The following is a 25249-nucleotide window of genomic DNA, read 5'->3' as shown; positions in this document are numbered from 1 at the left end:
CTTAGACATTCTGCAATCATCTTCCACAGGTGTGAGAGTAGAGGAAGGCAATGGGAAAAAACCTATTTGCCATCCTGCAACAAAATTTTTCAATATCCTACTCCTGTTGGGAATGTGATAGAAGAGGCGAAAAATTGAGGGAGGTTTGCTGTGAGTTTTTACCAGTAAGCTGTGTTTGAGTTGATTGAATTAATTCCATAATTTGCTCAAACTGAAAATTTTCAACCAAATTGGTCAAAGCATTTATAACAAACGAATTTTCTGGGGGAATTTCCTGAAGGAGCTGAAGGAGCAAGAAATCGCTGCCTTGGGAAGCTGCATAGTGTAGCTGTTGTATCCATTCAGAGGGCATAGTGGAAATCTGAAGGGGGATGTCAGAATCGGAAGTCTCTGGTAAATTTTCCTTCCTGCTTTCGGTGGGTAATGCTTCCTCCTCATAGAGATATTGCACCCCTAGATATTTATTCATTTTAAAGAGTAGTTCCTCTTCTCGAAAAGGTTTACGCACGAAGTCATCGCATCCCGCTGACAAGATAATTTGTCTGTCTTCTTCAAAAACGCTGGCAGTTAGGGCAATAATTATGGTTGCCTCACCTTTTAAGGAAGCTCTAATTTTTTTGGTAGCTTCATAGCCGTTCATCACAGGCATCCGCATATCCATCCAGATTAGATGGGGTTCCCAACTCTCCCAAATTGCCACAGCTTCTTGACCATTTTCAGCTTCTTGCACCTCAAAGCCCAAGTAAGTAAGAAGCTTAACTAGGAGGAGACGATTTGTGGGCTTATCCTCCACAACTAGAACACGATAGATGGGTTGGTCAGGAGCTAAACCAATAACTTTTTTATAGATAGATTGGGATGTTTCAATCTCCATCTGCTCAACCAAACCTGCCTGAATGTCAAAGGTAAATTTGGCTCCCTGACCTGGATGACTACTGACTGCGATCGCTCCTCCCCCCATCAGTTGGACAAACTTTTGACTGATCGGTAAGCCCAAACCCGTGCCTTGACAGGACTTCAGCCCAACTGAGGTTTGTCCAAAAGCTTCAAATAACCGATCGAATTCATTTGGGTCAATACCGGGGCCAGTATCTTCCACTTCAAAGAGCAGGCGGATAAAAGGCACAGGTGAGGAGTCTGCTTGTTCCCCGACACTCCTGCTTTCCGCCTCTCCTTCCTCCCCTGTAACGCGCAGGGTTACGCTCCCTTTGTCAGTAAATTTGATGGCATTACCGAGAAGGTTAATCAAGACCTGACGCAGCTTACTTTCGTCGGTTCTGACGTACTGGGGGACAGCAGCCGTGCATTCAAAGTTAAGCAAGAGTCCCTTGCTTGTGGCTTTGAGTTGTAGCATCTGTTCGAGACTATTGAGCAGACAATACAGGTCAAAGTCATTTTCATGTAGCGTGACTCGCCCTGCCTCGATTTTAGCCATCTCTAAAACATCGTTAATCAATGCCAGCAGATGATCGCCACTGCGACTGATGATCTCCAGGTATTTCTGATGTTCGGCAGATAGGGAGGTATCAAGGCTCATCAATTGGGTAAAACCAAGGATGGCATTGAGGGGTGTCCTTAGTTCGTGGCTCATATTGGCAAGAAATTCGCTTTTAGCACTGTTGGCAGCATCAGCGGCTTCCTTGGCGATCATCAGTTCAATTGACTGCTGTTGAGTTCGCGCTAGCAATTCTGCCTGTTGGATCGCAACGCCTAACTGTGCCCCAACTTGAACAACCATCTTGATTTCTGCCTCTTGCCATTGGCGAGAACCGGAATTTTGGTAAGTTGCTAGCAAGCCCCACAGTTGATTGCTATGGAAAATCGGAACAATGATATAAGCTCGTGCTTGAAAGCGCTCCAACAGTTCTAGGTAACAAGCGTCAAATCCAGCCTGGTAGATGTCTGGGACACAACGATAACTGGTTCCTTGGCGATAAGTCCCGCCTTGATTTGCTTGCAAATAAGTATCTTGGATTGGCTCCTCTGCACTTCCTAAAGTTTTGCCAGCACAACCCACCTGGTTAACGGCAACCTTGGGCAGCTGAGATTGATGAATTTGTTCGGGAACTAGCAAATTCCAACCTTCTGCTACCGACTCCGATACAAAATCCCCACTCCAGTCGGGATGGAAACGATAGAGACCAACGCGATCGCAATTAATCGCATGGCGTAATTCTTCAGTCGTAGCGCTAAAAATTTTGTCAATTTCTAAGGTTTGGCGCATTCGCTGAATCACGAAAGCGATCGCTTTTTCCCGTTCTGCACTCTCCCGTAATGCGGCTTGTGCTGCTTGACGTGCCTGAGTCACTGCAATGAATTCGTTGACTAATTTAAGCCAATTAATTTCTTCTTGACTCCAGATTTTGGAAGAGCTGATGGCATCTAAACCCATAAAACCGACAACCGTACCAGCGTAAAGCGTCGGAACGGCAAGCCGAGACTGGATACACTGAAGTTTCGTCAAGGTTGGTTCGGCGGCTAAGGGTGGGCGTTCGGCAGGAAATTGAACCGTTTTGCCACTCAAAAGTTGGTTGTGAACCCAGTGATGATTTTCAACGGGTAAACCTTGAAACCGCTCGATCGCTGGCTGAATGCCAAAGCCGCACCACTCGTGGGTCATATTCCAGCCGTTTTGGCGATCGGAGTAATCAAACAGGTAAGTGCGATCGCACCCCAAAAACTCGCCAACGGCTTGCAGCGTGAAAGTGATCGCAGTATCTAAGTTTTCGTCAATCAGCATTCCAGAAATCCGGCTCAAGCAACTGTCCATCGCTGCTCGTTTTGTCAGCAATTCCTCCGCTAAGTTCCGCTCCAGCTCGGCTCCCGCTCTGGCAACAAAAATTTTCATAATCATTTCTTTGCCAGGATCGTGAGCCATTGGCTGCACATCCAACACCGCCAAATTGCCAATTGTATTGCCAGCCGAGTCTCTTAACGGAATTCCCCAGTAGCTTTGTGCGCCTAACTGCTCTAACGCTGGGAAGTTAGGAAAAAGTTCTTGTACCTCGGATGGATAAAAACCGCTCGTTCCTTTCAACACGTTTTCGCAAGGACTACCCGCCAAGTCGTACTCGAAATTTTCGCCAAAATCCTCACCCGTCCAGAATGCCAAAGTTCGCACTCTAGTTTCAGTATCATCTGCAAATTGACCGACTACAGCGTAGCGGACTCCCAAAACTTTGGCGAGATAGCGGACACAAGAGCGAAAGAACTCATTGCCAGTTGCAGAAGCTGTTCCCTCAACCATTAAGTGCAGTGCCTCTTCCCTCTGCTTGCGATCGGTAATATCAGTATGGGAACCTGCTATGCGATAGGCTGTGCCGGTTTCATCCCACAATGCCACGCCACGGGTCAGAATCCAGCGCCAGCTGCCATCTTTATGGGATGCCCGAAACTCTACCTCGTAGTTGGGGATTTTCTTAGTTAAATAGGCAAGCATCACCGCTAACACTCGCTCTGAGTCTTCTGGGTGCAGAATTTGGTTGAAAGTATCGATGCTATTCGGAATTTCTAAGTCTTCATAGCCCAACATACTTTTCCAGCGAGGCGACAGATATATATAATTTGCTGGAATATTCCAATCCCAAATCCCGCCATTAACTCCTTCTACCGCTAAAGCAAATCGTTCTTCACTTTGGCGGAGTGCGGCTTCCGCTTGCTTTTGGTTCGTAATATTGCTGAGGGTACAAACAATTCGCTCTACACTCCCGTCCTCTGCTAGCTGCGGGTCGGCATTTACTAGCAGCCAGCGTTGATTATGGCTCTCAGGATGGTCGATTCTGACGATAATATTATGAATCGGTTGGCGCTGGGCAATGCTGGACTGCACGGGTAGCTCTGGCGTTGGGAAGGGTGTACCATCTTCTTGCTGCAACAGCCAATTTGCACCAAATACCTGATGCGATAAATCTTCTGCGTTGAGATTGAGGAGATTAATTGCAGCTTGATTGTAGGTGAGAATTTCGGCATTAGCATTGAGCAGTAATACTCCTACCTGCATTTCTCGGATCAGCATCCGAAAGCGGTTCTCACTTTCCTGTAACGCTTGCTCTCGAACTAACTGCGCTGTTAAACGCCGATCGAATAGAGAGGTTAATAGGGCTAGGCTCAAAATGAACAAGGTAGCAATCCCGATAGCGATCGCCAACCAAGACTGAGTGATGGGGGGAGACGGCTCTAGTGGAAAGACTTTGTGAGGGGTAAAGTGAGTCGCCCACATTCCCGTGTAGTGCATCCCACTGATGGCAATTCCCATCAGGAGAGCGCTGCCGAATTTCTGCCACAGCAGACCTTTGGAGGATTGCTCTTGTAGTCGAAATGCCAGCCAAAGCGCGGCAAAAGAAGCAATGATAGCGATCGCTACCGATAGGCTCACCAATCTCCAGTCATACTCAATCGTCGCCTGGACTTGCATGGCTGCCATACCTGTGTAGTGCATCCATGCAATGGCAATTCCCATACAAACCCCGCCGCCGATGACCAGCGGGATTGAAACAGCGCGACTCAGCAGCCATAAAGCAATAGTTGAAGCAAGAATCGCGCACATCAAGGAGAACAGGGTGATCCACACATCGTAATTGACAGCCTGTGGCAATTGGAAAGCCAGCATAGCAATGAAATGCATTGACCAAATTCCGGTTCCCATTGCCCCTGCTCCACCCAGAAGCCAGCGCCATCGTCCCCGTTCCACAGCAGACCGCACTCGTCCGGCTAAGTCTAGGGCTGTGTAAGAAGCTATTACCGCGATCGCAAAAGAAAGGATTACTAAACCTAGGTTATAAGTGCCAGCCATTACGCTATGCATATCTTTTTCAATGTCGCGGATTTCTAAAAATCAATCGATATAAAAAAGTTTTTCAGCGAAAGGAATGCATTTGTGAATGGCTTCCTTAATCTCGCCCCACGAGTTTTTTTGAACTTACAAGTCCCGTTTCGATTCCTACCAACCCCTGCATAATGGCAGGCATAGCCTATCGCATTCGCGCTGCTACAAAACGGTAGAAAAAGGAGGGGAAATATAGTCAAAGTTCCCCTTGAAAAATGAGATTTAGGGGAACCTCCGTGTACGTCGTATCGAATTAGCCCGCCTAAAGAAAGAACTTCCTCTGTGTTTAGACGAATCAGTAAACATTGCCCGAATCGGACAATTAAATTTTTTTGAGAATTTGCTTTAAAATCCGTAAGTTTGTACTTGATTTTTTTGATTTCATAAGATAGTACTTCAACTAAAGCGTTGGATGGAGGCAGTATAAAGTTCTGTCAACTACCTAAACTAGCATTCTTTAATTAAATATGCCTTATTAAGAATCACTTACAGATAGGCGCTAACCTTATTGCTTTAAGCGATTCGTTTACAAGCCTTGCAAACAAAGGATTTCAGCAGTTTTCCCAATTCAAGCAAATAAATTACTAAGTATAATTCCCTACTTTTCCTACTTTTCCTACTTGCTGTTTGGGTTGAATATAATCATCTATCAAAGGTCAAGGGTTGCGATCGCGCTTTTATCATGTATCAATTATTAGGTTACAGATTCTTGGCAATTCCATAACCTCCACCTCCTGGTGTTTCGATAACAAATACATCGTCACGCTGCATTTCTACAACCCCTGTACTACCTAATTCCTCTATAGTTTCATCAGTACGCTGCACATAATTTTCCCCGACTGCACCCGCTTCACCACCATGCAAACCAAAGGGAGAAATGACACGACGACTTGATAAAATTCCAGCAGTCATGGGTTCAAGAAAACGCAGGCGACGGATAACACCATTCCCTCCATGATGATGTCCATTCCCGCCACTATTGGGACGAATCGCAAAACTTTCTAAAAGGATAGGAAATCGCCATTCCAATACTTCTGGGTCGGTAAGACGGGAGTTTGTCATGTGAGTTTGTACGGCGTCGGTGCCGTCGAAGTCAGCGCCAGCGCCGGAACCGCCACAGATGGTTTCGTAATATTGATAGCGATCGCTTCCAAAGGTGAAATTATTCATCGTTCCTTGGGAAGCTGCCATCACCCCCAGCGCCCCATACAAAGCATCGGTAATGTTTTGCGAAGTCTCTACATTTCCCGCCACCACAGCAGCAGGATAACGCGGATTTAACATACAGCCTTCGGGAATAATAATTTCCAAAGGTTTGAGACAACCCGCATTGAGGGGAATATTGTCATTCACTAAAGTGCGGAAGACATACAATACTGCTGCCTTGCACACGGCTGCTGGTGCGTTTAAATTACTCGGTTGCTGAGGAGAAGTGCCGGTAAAATCTATTTTGGCGCTGCGAGTCGATTTGTTGATGGTGATGGTAACGGCGATCGCGCTGCCATTATCCAGAGGACAGGTGAAACTGCCATCTTTGAGAACTTCGATAACCCGACGTACCGACTCTTCCGCATTGTCCTGTACAAAGCCCATATAAGCTTGCACAGTCTCTAAACCATAATGCTCCATCATCTTGTGGAGTTCCTGCACGCCGCGTTCGTTCGCCGCAATTTGTGCTTGCAAATCTGCAATATTTTTACTGGGATTTCGGGCTGGATAAGCGCTGGATGCCAGCAGTTCCAGCAATTCTTTTTCTCGAAAATGTCCTCCCTCTCCTAGTTGGAAATTATCAAGTAGCACTCCTTCTTGTTCTACTGTGGTGCTGTTTGGAGGCATGGAACCTGGGGTAATCCCCCCAATATCTGCATGATGTCCCCGCGAGGCAACGTAGAAGAGGGGAAGCGTAGGAGGAGAGATTGTAACGCGATTTATTGCGTCTGGAGAAGAAGCAAATACAGGGGTAATTACGGTGATATCGGGTAGGTGCGTGCCGCCGTTGTAGGGATTATTTGAGGCAAAAACATCTCCAGGTTGAATCGTGTCGCCACAAGCGTCAATTAAACTTTTGACGCTTTCACTCATAGAACCCAAATGTACGGGAATATGGGGGGCGTTGGCGACTAACTGCCCATGTTGGTCAAAAATTGCACAGGAGAAATCTAAGCGTTCTTTGATGTTGACCGAGGAACTGGTATTTTGCAGAGTGATACCCATTTGTTCGGCGATCGCGCGAAACAAATTATTGAAAATCTCCAGCATCACCGGATCGGGACGATTGAGGATTCTCGATTCTAGATTTTGGATTGAAAATTGTAAATCTGCCGAACGCTGCAAAATCAGATGATTGCGATCGCTTAGTTGTGCCTGCCAACCGGGTTCAATCACATTCGTACCCGTCGCATCGGCAATAATCGCAGGGCTAGAAATCCAGTCTCCGGGTTGCAAATCCTCTCGCTTATACACTGGCGTCTCGTGCCACCGATCCGCCGCATACATCTGTACAGTTGCCACCGGCGAGGGAAGTTCATCGCTGCGACGCTGTATGACAGCTTCCTCTACTCTCTCTGTCTTCGCCACCACCTCAACCGAAACCGCCTCTACAATCAGCCTTTTATCTTCCACAACAAAGCCGTAACGCTGCCGGTGCAACTCCTCAAACCGCCCCCTCATCGCCGCCGTATCCCCAAAATCCACAATCAGCGCCGAATCAGTCCCCTCATACCGTAAATGCACCTTCCGAAAAACCTCAATCTCAACATCCTCCCTTCTCTCTTCTTCCTCTCTTTCCTCTGCGTCCTTGGCGTCGTGGCGGTTTAATTCCTCCTGCCCCTCCCTTGCCAACTGGCTTAACATCCCCTCCAAACTCAGCACTAACTCCTCACTCAGCGGTGCTTCCACCGCCCGTTCTCGCAGCACCCGCATATCTGCCAAACCCATACCATAAGCCGATAACACGCCAGCGTAGGGATGCAGAAATACCTGCTTCATCCCCAACGCATCGGCAATCAGACAAGCGTGTTGTCCCCCCGCGCCCCCAAAGCAGCACAAAGTATATTCCGAAACGTCATAACCGCGCTGGAGAGAGATTTTTTTAATTGCACTCGCCATTGTTTCAACTGCGATCGCGAGAAATCCAGCCGCCACTTGTTCCGGCGTCCGATTGTCCCCAATTTCTGCCGCCAGTTGACTAAACTTTTGCCGCACTACTTCTGCATCTAGCGGCAAATCTCCGTTCGCTCCAAACAATTTCGGGAAAAACTCCGGTTGCAACTTGCCCACCATCACATTGCAATCCGTCACCGTCAGCGAACCGCCTTTTCCATAGGCAGCGGGACCCGGATTCGCCCCCGCTGATTCGGGTCCCACGCGATACCTCGCCCCATCAAAAAAGAGAATCGAACCGCCACCAGCAGCAACCGTATGAATTGCCATCATCGGCGTTCGCAGTCGTACCCCGGCAACTTCCGTTTCAAAGGTGCGTTCGTATTCACCGTTGTAGTGGGCGACATCCGTAGAAGTTCCGCCCATATCAAAGCTGATAATTTTGTCGAATCCCGCCATCAAGCTTGTCTGTACCGCGCCGACGATGCCCCCAGCAGGGCCAGATAAAATACTGTCTTTCCCTTGAAACTGTTGGGCATCAGTAAGTCCACCGTTGGACTGCATGAACATCAACTGGGGAGAGTTTTGAGTTGAAAATTCCGATTCCAAACTGGCTAGCTGACTGGCAACTCGATCTACATAACGCCGCAAAATAGGCGATAAATAAGCATCAACAACGGTAGTATCACCGCGACTCACCAACTTCATCAACGGGCTAACTTCGTGCGATACCGAGACTTGGGTAAATCCAATTTTCCGCGCTGCATCTGCTATTTGTTTCTCGTGTTCGGGATAGCGATAGCCGTGCATGAAGACAATGGCACAGGAGCGAATCCCGTCGTTGTACGCTTCTTGTAGAGATGTGATATATCCTGTTTCTACGGGGATTAATTCTTCGCCTTGGGCGCTGTAGCGTTCCTCGACCTCAATCACTCGCTCGTAGAGCATCTCTGGCAATACAATGTGACGGGCGAAGATATCGGGGCGATTTTGGTAGCCGATGCGAAGGGCATCTCGAAATCCCTGAGTAATGACCAGAAGAGTGCGATCTCCCTTGCGTTCCAGTAGCGCATTCGTCGCCACAGTGGTTCCCATCTTGACAACTGCAATCTGTTCCGATGGAATAGGTGCATCTGCCGCAATTCCCAAAATGTCCCGAATTCCCTGTATCGGCGCGTCAGTATACCGTTCGGGATTCTCCGACAGCAGCTTATGAATCACCAGTTGTCCATCCGGACGCCGCGCCACAATATCAGTAAACGTACCACCCCGATCGATCCAGAATTGCCAGCGGTTATTTACGTGGGAAGGTAGATTGGAATGCATAATAAAAAAATAATTGCGCGATGTTGATGATAAAATCTTTCTAATTAATTCTTATTATAAATACCGTTGCTAGTTTGTCCGGTTTTAGTTTAAGAAAATCAAAACTATTTTAATAAACATATTTTTTAATATAAAAGTAGCTTTTGTAGCAGGATTATTTATAAATATTAATTGCTATAACTTCCGAACTTAAAATAAACAATCTAACCTTTTATTTAACTTTTATTTACAAAAAGGATGTTTTAGAGAATGCTTTACTTCACAGAAACAGAGAAAGCTAAAGTTCTAATTGATGAATATTCAAAACGTCAGCTTTTATACTTAGATACAGAAGTTGCCGATTATAATACTCGCAAGCCTAAACTCTCTTTAATTCAAATATTAGATGACTTTACCGATGTAAGCGGAGATAGCGTTTGCATCTTAGATGTTTTAGATAATCCTGAAATTGCAGAAATTTTTATTAAAGAAATCATGGTCAATCCTGCAATTGAAAAGGTCTTCCACAATTCCAGCTATGACCTGAAGTTATTAGGGAAAACCAAAGCTAAAAATGTAAGTTGCACCTTAGAGATTGCCAAATCAATCCCTTACTATTTATTGCCAGTGCCAAATTTACAATTGAGAACTCTGGCAGAAAAGCTGTGCTATTTTCCCAATATAGACAAAACCGAACAAAGCAGCGACTGGGGACAGCGACCGCTGACAGAAAGTCAGCTACAGTATGCAAAAATGGACCCGATTTATCTGGCTCACGTGCATCAGCGACTGTTGGAATTAACTCAATTGAGTAGTCCAGATCCAGAACAGGAAGATGTAACAGCTCTAGCCCAACGCTATCGAGAAATTGAGCAGGAATGGAAGTTGCTAGATACCGAAATTGACCACATCCAAAATAGGCTCAAAGCCGCGATGCAAGCACAAGAACTATCAGAAACGAAATATTTCCAATTATCCAGTTATGAGCGAACTACAAAAAAAATTCCGTTTAACCAGTTGGCAAGAATGGCGGAAATTCATGGAATTGATTTAGAGTTTCCGGTGACACTAACCCAAAATCTTCAGAAAGACTTGGGAGAATTGATCGCGGAACTTCCAGTGGAAGAAGAGAAAACTACTATCTGGCGGTTGAATCCCAAAGAGCAGGAAGATGAAGAGGATGATGGGATTCCATTTTAAGGAATATTCTGTTAATTCAAGTAACTATCTCTTTCTTCCCGTCTTGAGATTCACCTTTTATCTGGAATAACAGTCTGTTCTCGTGTGTAAAAGCTCGTAGCTAACCTTCGTATCCAAGGGGTTTCTGTAATGCTTCCTGATTTATTGCATCGCAAACAGACACATTTCGTTTTGTGGCGTCCAGGAGAGATTCAACCCCCTCCAACCCTTTACATCGGCAACTTCGCTGGAGATAATCCAAGCTCATTTGAAAATTTTCAAGAATTCGACTTAATCCAATCAACAGATTTTCCAGAACTTTGGGAAATACCAGCGGAAAACTGCAATTTAACAGACGGAGAGGTTTATTTTTACTGGTTTAAAGTCCGCGACACTGACCCCTACACCAACACCCATCGAATTCTCTACTGCACCGATCCTACCGCTTACACGGTGGATCGGCGTTTCTCTGCACCGAAAGTCCTTTCAGAAGAGGGTATGTCCGACCTAGATCCAGCTAGCGTCATCCTCTACCGAGATAAAATGCTGGTTCCGTGCGATCCGAAGGGGCAAACAGCGGACTGGGAAGGAGATACGATAGAAAACCTACAACCGAATAATCGGCTAGTGATTTACGAGTTGCCCACTCGCTGGACTCAAATTCGTTCAACTGGGGGAATTCAAGAAGGAAACGGAACTTTTCGAGACGTAGTTTCTCTATTTGTGGAAGAAGCGATCGCACCTACTTTTTCCTCAGTCCGCGCCTTACAAAACCGCGCTCATCTGGTGGAATTAGGTGTCAATGCTTTGGAACTTTTACCGCCATCTGATAGCGATCAAACAGATAATTGGGGCTACGGTACGGCTAATTATTTTGCAGCCGATTATGACTTAGGTCGCCCGGACGGTCAAGAAGCACCTACGGCTTCCATTGATTTAATCAATCTCATCAAAGTTTGTCATCAACACGGCGTGCGCTTTTTTGTTGATGCGGTAATGGCTTTTTCTTACAACAATCCTTACCGCAACGTTAATTATGTAGAATTTTATATCAAGTTTAATAGTGGCGATCCAGAACAAGGAAATCGGGACGGATTTGGCGGTGATTTGTTTAAGTACAACTATTGGGTAGAAGGGTATCATCCGCTTGCAGGTACGCGATCGCGTTTTGTTCCTGCCCGCGAATATATGAAAGCCTACATCGCCCACTGGATGGATTACTATCGGGTAGATGGTTTGCGCCTCGATAGCGTCAACAATATCGGCAATTATGACTTTTTACAGGAATTCAAAGATTATGCGCGATCGCTTTGGCAGGAACGGGAAGGAAGCGGCGATAAATTTCTCGTAGTCGGTGAAGAATTAAGCGTACCTCTCGCTTTAATTTCACAGAATCGTCTCGATGGGTTGTGGAACGAAAAGTTTAAGCATATTATCCGTAGCGTCATTCTAGGACAAAATTCGTCTGATGAGCCTAGCTTTGAATGGAGCGTCCGCAAACTCATTGACTGTCGTAATTTAGGGTTTGCAGATGGTTCTCAAGCAGTTAATTATCTGACTTCCCATGATGTAGGAGGCTTTGGCAACGAACGCTTCTACAGCTACCTAAATAATAATCAAGTTTTTGATACAGAAAAGCGCATCAAGCTAGCATTTGTTTGTTTGCTCACTGCTGTCGGGATTCCGATGATTTTGGCAGGAGATGAATTCGCCGATCAAAATGACTTGCCAACTTCAGATGACCATAAAAAACAGGTTGATCCGGTTAACTACAGCCGTCTGACAGATGATTGGCGACAGCGTATTTTTAATTATGTTTGTAGATTAGTGAAGTTTCGGACTACTTCTGATACTTTAGCTGTAAATGACACTCATTTTATCCATTCTGACTTCAATGAAGGTAAGCGAGTTATCGTCTGGCAGCGAGGCAAAGACGATCGATTAGTGATTGTGGTGGCGAATTTCTCTGAGTACGGGACCCCTCCAGGTTCTGAGTATAAAATACCTAATTGGCCTGCAACTCCGGCAGGTAAACAGTGGAAAGAGATCGCGCAAGATCGTATGGTTCCTGCTGAATGGGTAGGCAGAGAAGGCATCTTCCCGTGGGAAGCGAAGGTTTACGCGCTAGTTTAAACTTATTCACCCTCAGAGGTAGAGACACGGCAGTGTCGTGTCCCTACTTACTCAATACTGGTCTCTAAACGCCAATACACACCATTTTCCCGCTGCATCAGTTTAGAAGCTATCAACTCTCGTCGCAGAGTGGCGGAGTCAGGATGGTGGCGCTTGATGATTTCATTCACCTGAAGTTCTGGGTAATTAATCCCGATTTCAAATTGGTTTGCCAACCACTTGAGAATCACTTGGCGTTTTTTACGACTGGCAGGAATTTCTTTCAAGCGAAGGACGCGATCGCATCCCGCTTCGCTAATCTCCTCAAAAAAGTTCTTCAATACCTTGCTCTCCCATGCTTCCCCTTCTACATCTTCGACGAGAGAAGCCATGTTATCTGGAGTGAAAATCTCTTTGCTAAAGTTTTGCAGCGCCTCGCTATTGAGTCGATACAAATGAGTATTGCCGTCAGGGCGCATATTCACCAAATTGAGTTCTTTCAGTTTACCCAAATGATGGGAGACAGTCGGCTCCTTCAGTTTCACAATCGCGGCTAATTCTTCGACGCTGCATTCCCGATTCGCCAGAATCCCCAAAATCTTCAATCGGCTTTCGTCAGCGAGAACCTTGAAGAAGCGTAGCAGGGTTTGAAATTCCGCTTTTTCCATCGTTTTACTTCTAATTAGATACATATCTAACTAGAAGTTTATCTAATTAATTGTGCGGTATGCAAGTCATCTTTCACAGACGGCTAATACCGGAAGCCAAACCGCGACAGACGCCGGTCAGAAAGTTTAAATCCAGGGTTTCTATGGTGTCGCTCGGTTGATGGTAATGGGGATTTCGCATAAATGCTGTATCTGTCACCATCATTGCTTTATAGCCTAAATCCCAGAAGGGCGAATGATCGCTCAGTCGCGTTGAGCTGACGATTAAACCTTTATTCGGCACCGGCAACCATTCGCTTGGAACTCCAACTTTACGAATGTTGCGACTCAGGTGAATTAGATCGGGAATGCTCGGTAAATTGCCAATCAAAGCAATGTAATCACCCCGATTTGGGTAAAAACGTTCTAATCCGGCCGGATAGCGTTGCGAACCAGGGGCGGAGTTGCAATATCCCAGCATTTCTAAGGAAAGCATCAAACGAAGTGATTGTCCTTGTTGCTTTAAATCAGATGCATATTGCTGACTCCCTAGCATCCCGTATTCTTCCATATCAAAAGCAACCAATCGCACCGGGTATTTTGCAGGTTCTGCTGCGAAAATTCTCGCCAATTCCAATAGCGCGGCGACACCCGTGGCATTATCATCTGCGCCTGGGGTTCCAGGTGCAGCGTCATAATGTGCGCCAATAAGAATCGGTGGCTTCTGATTATTTGTCGCCGCTGGTAGATTCAGAATGAGATTCTGATGATTTTGACCGCGAATGCTGAACTCGTGGGTTTCTACAGTTCCCCATTGTTGCAGTTGTTCGCGGATGTAATGCTGTACGTAGAAATGCCCCGAACTGGCGAGATAAGGGTCGCGATCGCGTACTATCTGGGTGAGATGCGATCGCAAGTTTTCTTTTAAATCCAATTGTCTATTGCTCCTAAGTTTCTAACCAAGCGCTCAAATCATTTACAGAGGAGAAATCCAACAGCGCCTCGCCCAAATCTTCTTACTGGGGAATGGATAATTGCTGAATTCTAGTTTGTAGTTCGGGAGCGATCGCGCCAAACCGACGGGTAAGCTGATGCATAATCAATGCTACCCTTTCTCATTGCTGTCACTTTTGGCGGATATTTTGATAAATTACCGAACCTTGCATAATCTCCTCTCTAAATAATTGGCTAATCAAATCTTTTTCAAAGCCTGATACTGTTTATAGTATCTACCGCCAATCCTGAGCATGGAGATTCATCTGATGACGACTTCCGCTCACCGCTCATCGAACGCTGTTTGGCTCCCTTTGTCACTCTCAGCTTGGCAAGATACCTATCAAACGCTGCATTTGTGGACACAAATTATTGGTAAAATCCGGTTAGCATTAGCCCCGAAAATCAACCATTGGTGGCACTCGACGCTGTATGTCACCACCCCAGGACTTACCAGTGGTTCAATTCCTAACGGAACACGTAGCTTTCAAATCACCTTTGATTTTCTCGCTCACCAACTCAAAATCGAGACAAGCGAAGGTACAACCAAAAGTCTGGCACTTGCTCCTCGCTCGGTGGCTGATTTTTATCAGGAAGTGATGAACACCCTGAAGGATCTCGGTATCGAAGTGCAAATCTGGACAATGCCCCAAGAAATTGCCGATGCGATTCCCTTTGAGCAAGACCATCAACATCATGCTTACAATCCGGAATCTGCTCAACGCTTCTGGCAAATTCTGGTACAAGCCAATCGCATCATGACGGTGTTTCGCTCCCACTATATTGGAAAGTGCAGTCCTGTCCATTTTTTCTGGGGCAGTTTCGATCTGGCTGTGACTCGCTTTTCGGGACGAAGGGCACCCGAACATCCAGAAGGTGTACCCAACATGGCAGATTGGGTAACGCGAGAGGCTTATTCCCATGAAGTCAGCAGTTGTGGTTTTTGGTTTGGGGGTGGTTCAACAGAAGCCTTATTTTATGCCTACGCCTACCCAACACCAAGAGGATTTAAGGATTATCCAATTCAACCACAGTCTGCATTCTATAGCCCGGAGCTGCAAGAATTTGTCCTGCCCTATGAGGCGGTGCGACAAGCAGACGATCCAGATACAGCCGTGCTGCAATTCCTACAAAGCACTTATGAGGCAGGGGCGAATTTGGGAGATTGGGAGCGAGCTGCGTTGGAAGATATTCCAGTAGCAAGTGAATAAAGTGAGTCTGCGATCGCTTCTATTGGTATATGGGATGACACTATCTGTGCTTTTTTCCGCGTCACTTCATAGAGAATTGGTATCACCAGGCGATCTAATTATTGACAAGAGAAGAAATCCAACCGCGCCTCGCCCCAATCTTCTCACTGGAGAGCAGACCGACGTGATTGATAAAAAAAGGGATACGGTAATGCCGTCCCCCTTTTTTAGCCTAAAAAAATTGAATTTCAAACGCCAGAATTGAGAATAAATTACCTCAGCTTAGGGGCAATTTTAAACAGACAAAGCGGAGGAAAAAGCCTTGGACTGAGTAGGCTGGAGTAGATACTCAGAGTCAACTTTTTCAGCAGTCAAGGGCACCAGTTGCACCGCACAAGCTTTCAGTTCCGGTTGCAGTGATTCGGGACAAGATTCGGCATGGGTGAGGACGTTCGCTTCGGCACCATCCGCCCAAAGAGCGCCCCAGTGCATGGGGACAAAGGTAACACCGGGAGCGATCGCCTTGGTGACTCTGGCAGGGAATCGCGCCGTGCCCCGACGGGTTCGCACTTCCACCCAATCATTTTCCTGAATCTTCAGAGAAGCCGCATCGCGGGGATGAATTTCAATGAATGGCTGCGGGTGCATCTGCCGAATTTTATCAATTCGTCCGGTACGGGTTTGGGTGTGCCAGTGTCCGTAAAGTCTGCCCGTCGTCAGAACAAAAGGATAATTGGGATCGGGCGGTTCTGCCAGCCCCCGCGAATGATAGGCTCCAAACCGCGCCCGTCCATCCGGCGTCGGAAAGTGAAAATCCGTGTAAAGCCGTTTTGAGTTTTGAGTTTTGTTAGCGTAGCGATGCGTAGCACATTTTGAGTTTTGAGTTGAAGAGTTTAACGGAGAACTCAAACTTGGGGTATCAAAACTACGATCGGGACAGGGCCACTGAAGCGGACCTTCTTGCGCCAGTCGTTCGTGACTAATGCCGCTCATATCACAGACGCGATCGCGTGTCAACTTCACATATTCGGCATAGATAGACGCTGGCGTCTCGTAGGGAAATTTTTCAGCAAAACCTAAGCGCCGTGCGACTTCTGTAAATATTTGCCAATCGGGTTTGGCTTCTCCTGGGGGAGTGCGAAATGCCTGACACAGCGTGACCACTCGCTCGGAGTTAGTCATCGTGCCAGTTTTCTCGCTCCACTGCGCCGCCGGGAGCAAAACGTGAGCAAAGGCGGCGGTTTCAGTGGGGTAGTAGGCGTCTTGATAGACCGTAAAAGGCGATCGCTGCAATGCGGCTTTCGCACGTTCCAAGTCAGGTAAACTGACAGCCGGGTTCGTAGCGGCAATCCAGAGAACGCCCACATCTCCGGTTTCCAAACCCGTGATAATGTCCCACGCCGTGCGACCCGGATAGGGCGAAATTTGTCCGGCGGGGAGTTGCCAAAACGCTTCAAGTTCCGCTCGATGTTGGGGATTTTTGACCACTCGATATCCGGGCAGAATGTGGCAAAGACCGCCGGTTTCCCGACCGCCCATCGCATTCGGTTGACCCGTCAGCGAAAACGGCCCTGCACCGGGTTTGCCAATCTGAGCCGTCATCAGGTGCAGATTCACGATCGTTCGCACCTTGGCAGTGCCTTCAGAAGACTGATTCACGCCCATCGACCACAGAGACAGCACGCGCTTCGACTGTGACCAGTATCGAGCTGCTGTTTCCAGGTCAGAGATGGAAATACCGCATCGTTCGGCGACCACTTCCGGTGGATAGTGCTGGATGACTTCTGCAAAAGCTGGAAAATTCGTCGTGCAGTCCTCTATGAAATAAGTATCAATTGCGCCCCAACGCATCAGCAGGTGAGCGATGCCATTGAGTAGATCCATATCGGTGCCTGAGCGAATCGCTAAGTGCAAATCTGCTGCCTCAGCCGTGTTCGTCCGGCGCGGATCGACCACAATCATTTTGACGTGAGAATTTTTCTTGTGGTGTTTCCGCAGGCGGTTAAAAATGATGGGATGACAGTCGGCGGTGTTGCTGCCGATGATAAAAGCACAGTCGGTTAAGTCTAAATCTTCGTAGCAGCAAGGGGGGCCATCCGAACCAAAGCTTTGCATATAACCCGCAACGGCGGAGGACATACACAAGCGCGAGTTGGAATCAAAATTATTCGTGCCCAGACACCCTTTGAGTAGTTTCTGAGCAACGTAGTAATCTTCAGTTTGCAGTTGCCCGGAGCCGTACATACACACGGCGTCCGATCCTTGAGTTGCCAGAACGTTTTGAATCTTGCTCGCGACGAGATCCAAGGCTTCCTCCCAGGTGGCGCGGCGGAAAGGTTCATCCAGGGAGTCGCGGATCATCGGATGGAGAAGGCGGTCTTTGGAAAGGGACTCGGCAACGGTAGCACCTTTGACACACACCATCCCGTGACTGGAAGGGTGCGCGCGATCGCCCTGCACTTTCCAGATGGGATTCCCTTGAGCATCCCGATGCGTTGGCTTACCGGCTTGCGCTGGAGGTGTCACCTCCAATCCACAGCCGACGCCGCAGTAAGGGCAAAGGGTTTTTGTACTGTCAGTTGTCATTCGTCAGTCGTCCGTTGCTAATTGCTAATTGCTAATTGCGATTAGCCATACTTTCATCGCTTGTTGGGGATTACCCATTGGATAATACCTAACAAGCGATGACTAATCATCATCATGAGCAAATCGGTTGAACAGAAAGTCGAGGGCGTAGTTCCGCAGGTTGTAATATTCCGGGTCTTCCATAATCCGGGCGCGATTCCGGGGGCGGGCGAAGGGAATTTTCAAAACTTCACCGATGTTTGCCGATGGCCCGTTGGTCATCATCACCAGCCGATCTGCTAGGAAGAGTGCTTCGTCGATGTCGTGGGTAATCATCAAGACAGTAACTTGATGTTCGCGCCAGATGGTCAGCAGTTCCTCTTGTAATTCTTCCTTGGTGATGGCATCTAAAGCGCCGAATGGCTCATCCAGAATTAATACTTTAGGACGAATCGAGAGGGCACGCGCGATCGCGACTCGCTGTTTCATCCCTCCAGACAGCTGAGATGGTTTTTTATCTGCTGCTTCAGTCAGCCCCACCATTGCGAGGTGATCCCGAACGATGGTGACTTTTTCTGACCGGGGTTTGCCAGGATAAACAGAATCCACTGCTAGGTAAACGTTCTCGAAGGCAGTCAGCCAGGGAAGCAAGCAATAATTCTGGAATACCATCATCCGGTCTGGGCCGGGTTCGCGGATTTTCAGGGTTTCCAGGCGCACTTCACCGTCAGTTGGCTTATTGAAACCTGACACCATGTTTAACAGGGTGGATTTGCCGCAACCAGAGTGACCGATCAGGCAGATAAATTCGCCTTCATAGACGGTGAGGTTTACCCCATCTAGAACGGTATACGGTCCGGTAGGAGTGGGATAAACCTTGGAAACGTCTTCAATGACCAAAAACGGGTCGCGGTTGACGGTTTCTTGGGTTAGTTGGGTGACGACGCCAGTGTTGTTCAAAGTGTGCATGGGGAGGTGAAGGTTGTTAATCGCTAATCGCGAATTGTTCTTGCCATAGTTCCATTAGCGAATGGCTAATGACTGATTACTAACGACTCGCAACTAAGGGGTCGATGTTAATCTCTTCGATACGAATTGGACGCTTAATTTCCAAGCTATTGAGGTACTTAATGGGATCGTCGGGATTGAAAATGGTGCCATCAAACATTTGCATGGGTGCGCGATCGCGTCCGATATCCATTAAGCCGAGTTCCCGCGCCGCTTCCCTAAATACATCGATGCGCCGCACTCGTTCTTGAATTTCTAGCCAGTTTTTGGGGAACGGAACAATTCCCCATCGTGCTAGCTGAGTCATCACCCACAGTCCTTCCTCCGGTTCTGGAAAGTTCGCTTTATCGACAAAGAACTGGTTATAACGCAACATCTGTTCGGGTGCTGCGCCCGTCCCGCGAATGTAGGGATCGATAAAGCCGGGACGGGTGTATTCTGGGGCGGAGCCGATGTATTGCGGCTGACACAGTAAGTTGACAATTTCTTCCCGATTGCGTCGGTCATCGCAGTATTCGCAAGCTTCCAAAAGCGCTTTTATCAATGCGATATGAGTTTGCGGGTACTTATTTGCCCATTCTTCCTGGCATCCGAGTACCTTCTCCGGATGTCCCGCCCACAACTCCATATCGGTGGCGATGACAAAACCGAGTTTTTCATGAACGGCGCGAGAGTTCCAAGGTTCGCCGACACAGTAGCCATCAATACTTCCAGATTTCAGATTGGCGACCATCTGGGCGGGTGGAATCACCGTCAAACTGACATCTCGGTCGGGATCGATGCCGCCACTTGCCAGCCAGTAGCGCAGCATCATGTTGTGCATAGAGGCAGGATGCACCACTCCGAGCGTATGGATCTTGTCGGGAGTTTGCGCGATCGCTTCCTTGAAATCTGCCAAGGTGCGAACGCCGCGATCGTACAAATCCTTACTGAAGGTAATCGCATTGCCATTGCGCGATAAAGTCATCGCCGTACACACGGGCAGTGGCGGGCCATCGGCTCCCAAGGTCATTGCCATCGGCATTCCGGCAACCATCTGGGCAGCGTCTAGGCGTCCCGTCGCCACCCCTTGCGCGATCGCTTTCCAACTGGGTTCGCGATTCAGCGTCACATCTTCTAACCCGTGCTTGGCGAAGAAACCTTTTTCTTTTGCCACCACTAAAGGGGCGCAGTCAGTTAGGGGAATAAAGCCAATTTCCAGATTGACTTTCTCCAACCCATTCCGGGCAACCACCGCCGGTTGCGTTGCTTTGCGCTGCTTGGCTTTTTTCTGCTGGTTGAGGAAGTAAATCATCTCATTCCGCAAGCCGTAGTAGCTGGGATGATTGACGACCTCCATGCGCTTGCGTGGGCGAGGGATGGGAACGTCCAGAATCTGTCCGATATGGGCATCTGGGCCGTTGGTCAGCATCACAATTCGGTCAGACAGTAGCAGCGCTTCGTCCACATCGTGCGTCACCATGATCGCGGTGACTTTGCTTTCCTGGCAGATTTGCATCAACTTTTCTTGCAAGCCGCCTCGTGTCAAAGCATCCAGCGCCCCGAACGGTTCATCGAGTAGCAGCAACTTGGGACGAAGGGCGAGGGCACGCGCGATCGCTACCCGCTGTCTCATTCCCCCCGATAGCTGACCGGGTCGTTTATCCGCAGCGTGCCGCAATCCCACCAAATCGATGTGATGCTCCACAATCCCCTTGCGCTCACCTCTGGGCCGATCCTGTAATACTTCATCTACCCCCAGAGCGATGTTTTCCCGCACGGTGAGCCAGGGAAGCAGCGAATAATTTTGGAACACGACCATTCGGTCTGGTCCCGGCGAAGTCACCTGTCGCCCTTCTAAAATCACACCCCCACTCGTCGGTCTATCTAGACCAGCCACCATATTTAGCAGGGTTGATTTGCCGCATCCAGAATGTCCAATTAAAGAAACAAATTCACCTTGTTTGATTTTCAGGTCAATATTCTTGAGTGCCACATAAGTACCGCCATTGGCAAGCGAGTACACCCGGTCAACATGGTCAATTTCTACAAAGACAGACATAGCAATAGGGCTGAGGTATGAGGACTGAGAGAAGTGAGGACTGAGGTATGAGGGCTGAGGACTGAGAGAAGGAACTAAAAGAGGAGTCAGGGATAAGGATTGAGGATGAGTTGAGAAGTTAAGGGCGAAGAGTTTACTTAAATACTTGCTACTCAGTCCTCAGTCCTTACTTCTGTTCCTCTGGTACAACTTTGGAGGCGACGAAGCCTACTAGCCTATCTAGCAGCAAACCAACAACACCGACATACACAAGTGCGAGAATAATTTGGCTCAGTAAAGAGTTGTTGTAAGCGTCCCAGATGAAGAAACCAATTCCCACGCCGCCGACTAGCATTTCAGCCGCAACAATTGCCAGCCAAGACAAACCAATACCAATCCTCAGTCCAGTAAAGATATAAGGAACCGCTGCGGGAAAGAGAATCTTAAAGAAATACTTCTGCTTAGAAAGCCGCAACACTCTGGCAACGTTTCGGTAATCTTGAGGAATTTGCTGTACTCCCACCGTGGTGTTAATAATAATGGGCCATATCGACGTGATAAAAATCACGAAAATAGCTGAGGGATTACTTTGTTGAAATGCTGCCAGAGAAATCGGTAGCCATGCCAGAGGGGGAATGGTACGCAGAACCTGAAAGAGGGGGTCTAAAGCGCGGTAAGTAAACTGATTGGTACCAATCAAAATCCCCAACCCAATCCCAACTAAGGTAGACAGAGAGAAGCCAATCGCTACCCGTTGTAAACTGGCGAAAATTTGCAACGCCAAGCCTTTATCCGTACCGCCATTATCAAAAAATGGATTGATAATATAGGGATTCCAAGTTTCTCTTAGTACTTGGATTGGCCCTGGCAAACCTTTAGAACCCGGAGGGCAGAGGATTTGCCAAAGGATCATAAAAGCTGCAAGTGCTAGCAGCGGTGGCACAATATGTTTAAGTTTCTTCTGAAAGAAGGTTCCGATTAACTTCTGGGGATTATTACTTGAAAGGCGATTCTCAGTTCTAGCGGTCATTCTCGCTCCTAATTGTTAATCATATTGATTCGTCATTGGCTAGCGAACAGCGAATAGCCGATTCCTCTGGAACTATTCGCTATTCGCGATTTATGCCTTCTTAATCTTGAGACTCTTCAAGTATTCCTCTGGCTTTTCGGGGTCAAATTTGACGCCATCAAAGAATGTTTCAACACCGCGAGAACTGCTAGTCGGAATTTCTGAAGCAGGAACTCCTAGTGCTTTGGCTGCCTCTTTCCAGAGGTCTTCCCGGTTCACTTTGTCAACAAGTTCTTTAATGTTGGTGTCAGCAGGAATATTCCCCCAACGGATGTTTTCAGTTAGGAACCAGGTGTCGTGACTCTTGTAGGGATAAGAAGCGTTATCGGACCAGAACTTCATCAGTAGCGGACTATTCTGCACGACCGGGCGACCATCGCCGTAGTCAATGTTGCCTTTGGAGCGTTCGATAATATCTTTGGCTGGGACTTTAAACCATTTTGCTTGGGAGACAATTTGGCACATCTCTTCTTTGTTTTCTGCCTTATCGCACCACTGCTGGGCTTCTTGGATTGCCATTAGCAGCGCTTTGGCAGAATTGGGATTTTTATCTACCCAATCAGCCCGCATCGCAAAAGCTTTTTCGGGATGGTCTTTCCACAGTTCTCCCGTTACCAAAGCGGTGTAACCCTGCCCTTGGTTCACCAGCTGGGCGTTCCACGGTTCGCCTACACAGAAGGCTTCCATGTTGCCCGTTTTCATATTCGCCACCATCTGAGGCGGTGGTACGGGGACTGTAGAAATATCCTTGTTTGGATCGATGCCGCCTGCGGCTAACCAGTAGCGCATCCAGAGGTCGTGGGTGCCACCAGGATAGGTAATAGCTGCCTTGAAGTCATTTTTGCCCCCAGCTTTGGTAAAGGCTTCTTTAAGTCCTTTGCTGTCTAAGCCGACTTTGGATTCTTTGTAAGTATTGGCAACAGAAATTGCTTGACCATTGGTATTCAACCGCGCCAGGATGTACATCGGCACTGGCTGCTTGTTCTTGGTTTGTCCCAAGCTCATAAAGTAAGGCATGGGGGATAAAATATGCGCCCCATCAATGCCACCGGCGTTACCGGCTGTGCCTAGCTCCAAGTTATCGCGGGTGACGGGCCAGGAAGCTTGCTTGACAACCTCAACCTCTGTCATGCCGTATTTGGCAAACAACCCTTTTTCCTGGGCTACAACTAGGGGCGCGGAATCCGTTAGAGCAATAAATCCTAGCTTGGCGGTGGTTGTTTCTACTTTCGGCGCGTTGGCTGCCGTGCTGGTGGCAACGGGGGAGGATTTTGAAGCGGACTTGGCGCTATCGGTCGGGCCGGAACTACAGCCATGAGCTAGCAAGCTTCCGGCTGTGGCTGCGCCTGCTGTAATGATAAATTGCCGTCTAGAAACTCTGCTCATATTTCTCTTGGAAGTGGTAACTCGGTGGTACGTAGTCGGGAATTAGTGGTAGGGAGTCGCTAAAAGCTTCTTTGCAACTCCTAGAAGCGAGGAGTCGCCCCAAACTGTTCGATCAATAAATTCCGCAATACAGGTTTGAGGTCTTCGCAGGGAATGCTTTTCTGGACGCAGGTACCCAAATGGGCTTCTTTACCAACTGTGCCTCCCATGTAAAGATCGACACCTTCTAAGGTTTTGCCGTTTTTGCGAACTTTTGTCCCCATCAAACCGATGTCGGCTACTTGAGGCTGACCGCAGGAGTTGGGGCAACCAGTCCAGTGAATCCGCACGGGTTTAGTTAGAGATAATTCTGCTCCCAGTTCTTCAATCGTTGCCAGGGCACGGTTTTTAGTTTCAATTAAGGCAAAGTTGCAGAACTGCGATCCGGTGCAGGAGACTAGCGATCGCGCTAAGGGAGCGGGATTGATGGAGAATCGTTCTAGCAGGGGTTCGGCTAAGCAGGCGTCTAAGCGCGAGTCGGGAATATTCGGGATGATGACATTTTGCTCAACGGTGAACCGCATTTCGCCGTTGCCGTAAACTTCAGCCATCCGAGCCAGGTCAAACATATCCTGGGCATAGAGACGCCCCACGGGAACGTGTAAGCCGACGTAGTTTAAGCCGGGTTGCTTTTGGGGGTACACGCCGATGTGGTCGCGCTTTTCCCAGTCAATTTCGTCTTTTTCGGCGGCTGGTTGGAGAGGCTTCTCTAGATATTCTTCTACCAAGGCTCGGAATTGGCCTAACCCCAATTCATCAATCAGCCACATCAGCCGTGCCTTGTGCCGATTCGATCGGGGACCGCGATCGCGAAAAACTTCTAAAACGGCTCGGCATACTTCGACAACATCATCAGGATGCACCCAAGCATTCAGGGGAATGGCAGCATCGCACCGCTTGGCAGAGAACAAACCACCGACGAGGACATTAAACCCAAAGACGCCCTCTTTGTAGGCGGGGACGAAAGCAAGGTCGTTGATTTCAGCGTGAACCGAGTTGTCGCGACAACCCGCGATCGCAATATTGAATTTCCGGGGCAGATTGCTGAAAGCTTTGTTGCCTTCCCCATGATTCGTAATCATGTCCTGGACTTGCTGCACCAGACTTCGCGTATCAAACAATTCATCCGCATCAATCCCCGCAACTGGCGAACCCGTGATGTTGCGGACGTTATCCATCCCCGACTGAATGCTGGTCATCCCGACTCGCTCTAACCGTCGGAAAATTTCTGGCACATCCTCGATTCGGACTCCCCGCAGTTGGATATTTTGCCGGGTGGTGATGTCGCCGCTGCCATCTTCGCCGTAACGCTGCACAATCTCGGCGAGCATTCGCATTTGATCGCTGGTGAGGATACCGCTGGGCATCCGCATCCGCATCATAAATTTTCCGGGCGTAACGGGTCTGAAGAAAATCCCTACCCACTTGAGTCGGTGGTCGCGGTCTGTTTCGTCCATCGCCTCCCAGCCAACCTGGGCAAAATGTTCAATTTCTGCCTTTACCGCCAGACCATCTTTCTCTGCTTTGAATTTTTCAAATTTATTAAGACTTGCTGTGGGCGTGGCTGTGCTTGTCATGGGTGTGTCCTCATTACGTGGCGCTCGAATGCCCGCAAACGGATAATCTTGTGTTTGTCAATTGCTCGTTGATGATAAGTTATGCAAACTCAACTGTGAAATTCGTATAAGAAATTACAAAATGTTAATACAAATGAAGTTTTTGCATCGATCGGATGCCATTTAGTCATGACATCCCCCTTAAGGAGGATTAATGATTTACATAAGAAATTCTTGTAGCGAGGGGTTTTGG

The 25249-nt window shown here is 47.9% G+C and carries 13 protein-coding genes and 1 pseudogene; 3 read left to right on the top strand and 11 right to left on the bottom strand.

The window, feature by feature from the left end; all coding sequences use genetic code 11:
* Nucleotides 1-97: 97 nt before the first annotated feature.
* The gene (locus NDA06_RS16820) at nucleotides 98-4804 is read right to left on the bottom strand and encodes an MHYT domain-containing protein (protein ID WP_190985872.1); all 4707 of its coding nucleotides are present in this window, start codon (nucleotides 4802-4804) and stop codon (nucleotides 98-100) included.
* Between the two features lie 720 nt (nucleotides 4805-5524).
* Nucleotides 5525-9253: a hydantoinase B/oxoprolinase family protein gene (locus NDA06_RS16815; RefSeq protein ID WP_190985873.1), complete on the bottom strand. Its 3729-nt coding sequence runs from the start codon at nucleotides 9251-9253 to the stop codon at nucleotides 5525-5527.
* Between the two features lie 249 nt (nucleotides 9254-9502).
* On the opposite strand from NDA06_RS16815, the gene NDA06_RS16810 reads away from it, so the two are divergent.
* Both NDA06_RS16810 and NDA06_RS16805 read left to right on the top strand, forming a co-directional pair.
* Nucleotides 9503-10432, top strand: a complete 930-nt coding sequence (locus NDA06_RS16810) for a ribonuclease D (protein WP_190985874.1) — start codon at nucleotides 9503-9505, stop codon at nucleotides 10430-10432.
* 129 nt (nucleotides 10433-10561) lie between these two features.
* Nucleotides 10562-12544, top strand: coding sequence for an alpha-amylase family glycosyl hydrolase (locus NDA06_RS16805; RefSeq protein ID WP_190985875.1), 1983 nt, complete (start codon nucleotides 10562-10564; stop codon nucleotides 12542-12544).
* 47 nt (nucleotides 12545-12591) lie between these two features.
* Here the strand turns inward: NDA06_RS16805 and NDA06_RS16800 are convergent, their stop codons facing one another.
* The 3 genes and pseudogenes from NDA06_RS16800 to NDA06_RS16790 all read right to left on the bottom strand — a co-directional run bounded on the left by NDA06_RS16800 (nucleotide 12592) and on the right by NDA06_RS16790 (nucleotide 14273).
* Nucleotides 12592-13191, bottom strand: a complete 600-nt coding sequence (locus tag NDA06_RS16800; RefSeq protein ID WP_190535918.1) for a metalloregulator ArsR/SmtB family transcription factor — start codon at nucleotides 13189-13191, stop codon at nucleotides 12592-12594.
* A gap of 73 nt (nucleotides 13192-13264) precedes the next feature.
* Nucleotides 13265-14104 (bottom strand): M28 family peptidase, encoded by an 840-nt coding sequence (locus tag NDA06_RS16795; RefSeq protein ID WP_190535916.1) that lies wholly within the window; start codon nucleotides 14102-14104, stop codon nucleotides 13265-13267.
* Between the two features lie 13 nt (nucleotides 14105-14117).
* Nucleotides 14118-14273 (bottom strand): annotated as a pseudogene (locus tag NDA06_RS16790) (DUF4351 domain-containing protein).
* A 159-nt stretch (nucleotides 14274-14432) separates the two neighbouring features.
* Between NDA06_RS16790 and NDA06_RS16785 the strand changes: the two are divergent.
* The gene (locus tag NDA06_RS16785) at nucleotides 14433-15374 is read left to right on the top strand and encodes a DUF5996 family protein (RefSeq protein WP_190985876.1); all 942 of its coding nucleotides are present in this window, start codon (nucleotides 14433-14435) and stop codon (nucleotides 15372-15374) included.
* 273 nt (nucleotides 15375-15647) lie between these two features.
* Here NDA06_RS16785 and NDA06_RS16780 read toward each other — a convergent pair whose 3' ends face one another.
* The 6 genes from NDA06_RS16780 to NDA06_RS16755 all read right to left on the bottom strand — a co-directional run bounded on the left by NDA06_RS16780 (nucleotide 15648) and on the right by NDA06_RS16755 (nucleotide 25017).
* Nucleotides 15648-17939: a nitrate reductase gene (locus NDA06_RS16780; protein WP_190985877.1), complete on the bottom strand. Its 2292-nt coding sequence runs from the start codon at nucleotides 17937-17939 to the stop codon at nucleotides 15648-15650.
* A gap of 102 nt (nucleotides 17940-18041) precedes the next feature.
* Nucleotides 18042-18887: a nitrate ABC transporter ATP-binding protein gene (locus tag NDA06_RS16775; protein WP_190430024.1), complete on the bottom strand. Its 846-nt coding sequence runs from the start codon at nucleotides 18885-18887 to the stop codon at nucleotides 18042-18044.
* 79 nt (nucleotides 18888-18966) lie between these two features.
* Entirely contained in the window at nucleotides 18967-20967 is a 2001-nt protein-coding gene (locus tag NDA06_RS16770; protein WP_190410258.1) for a nitrate ABC transporter ATP-binding protein, read from the bottom strand.
* A 166-nt stretch (nucleotides 20968-21133) separates the two neighbouring features.
* On the bottom strand, nucleotides 21134-21976 hold the full coding sequence (gene ntrB, locus NDA06_RS16765; protein WP_190440140.1) for a nitrate ABC transporter permease: 843 nt from the start codon (nucleotides 21974-21976) through the stop codon (nucleotides 21134-21136).
* Between the two features lie 90 nt (nucleotides 21977-22066).
* Complete coding sequence (locus NDA06_RS16760; protein ID WP_190440138.1) at nucleotides 22067-23401, bottom strand: CmpA/NrtA family ABC transporter substrate-binding protein; 1335 nt, start codon at nucleotides 23399-23401, stop codon at nucleotides 22067-22069.
* Between the two features lie 80 nt (nucleotides 23402-23481).
* Nucleotides 23482-25017, bottom strand: coding sequence for a ferredoxin--nitrite reductase (locus NDA06_RS16755; RefSeq protein WP_190985878.1), 1536 nt, complete (start codon nucleotides 25015-25017; stop codon nucleotides 23482-23484).
* Nucleotides 25018-25249 lie beyond the last annotated feature (232 nt).

It is taken from the genome of Trichocoleus sp. ST-U1 (assembly GCF_039961835.1).
GTDB lineage: Bacteria > Cyanobacteriota > Cyanobacteriia > Cyanobacteriales > FACHB-T130 > FACHB-T130.
The sequence above is the reverse complement of the archived record's forward strand: the minus strand, read 5'-3'. Positions and strand labels throughout refer to the sequence as shown.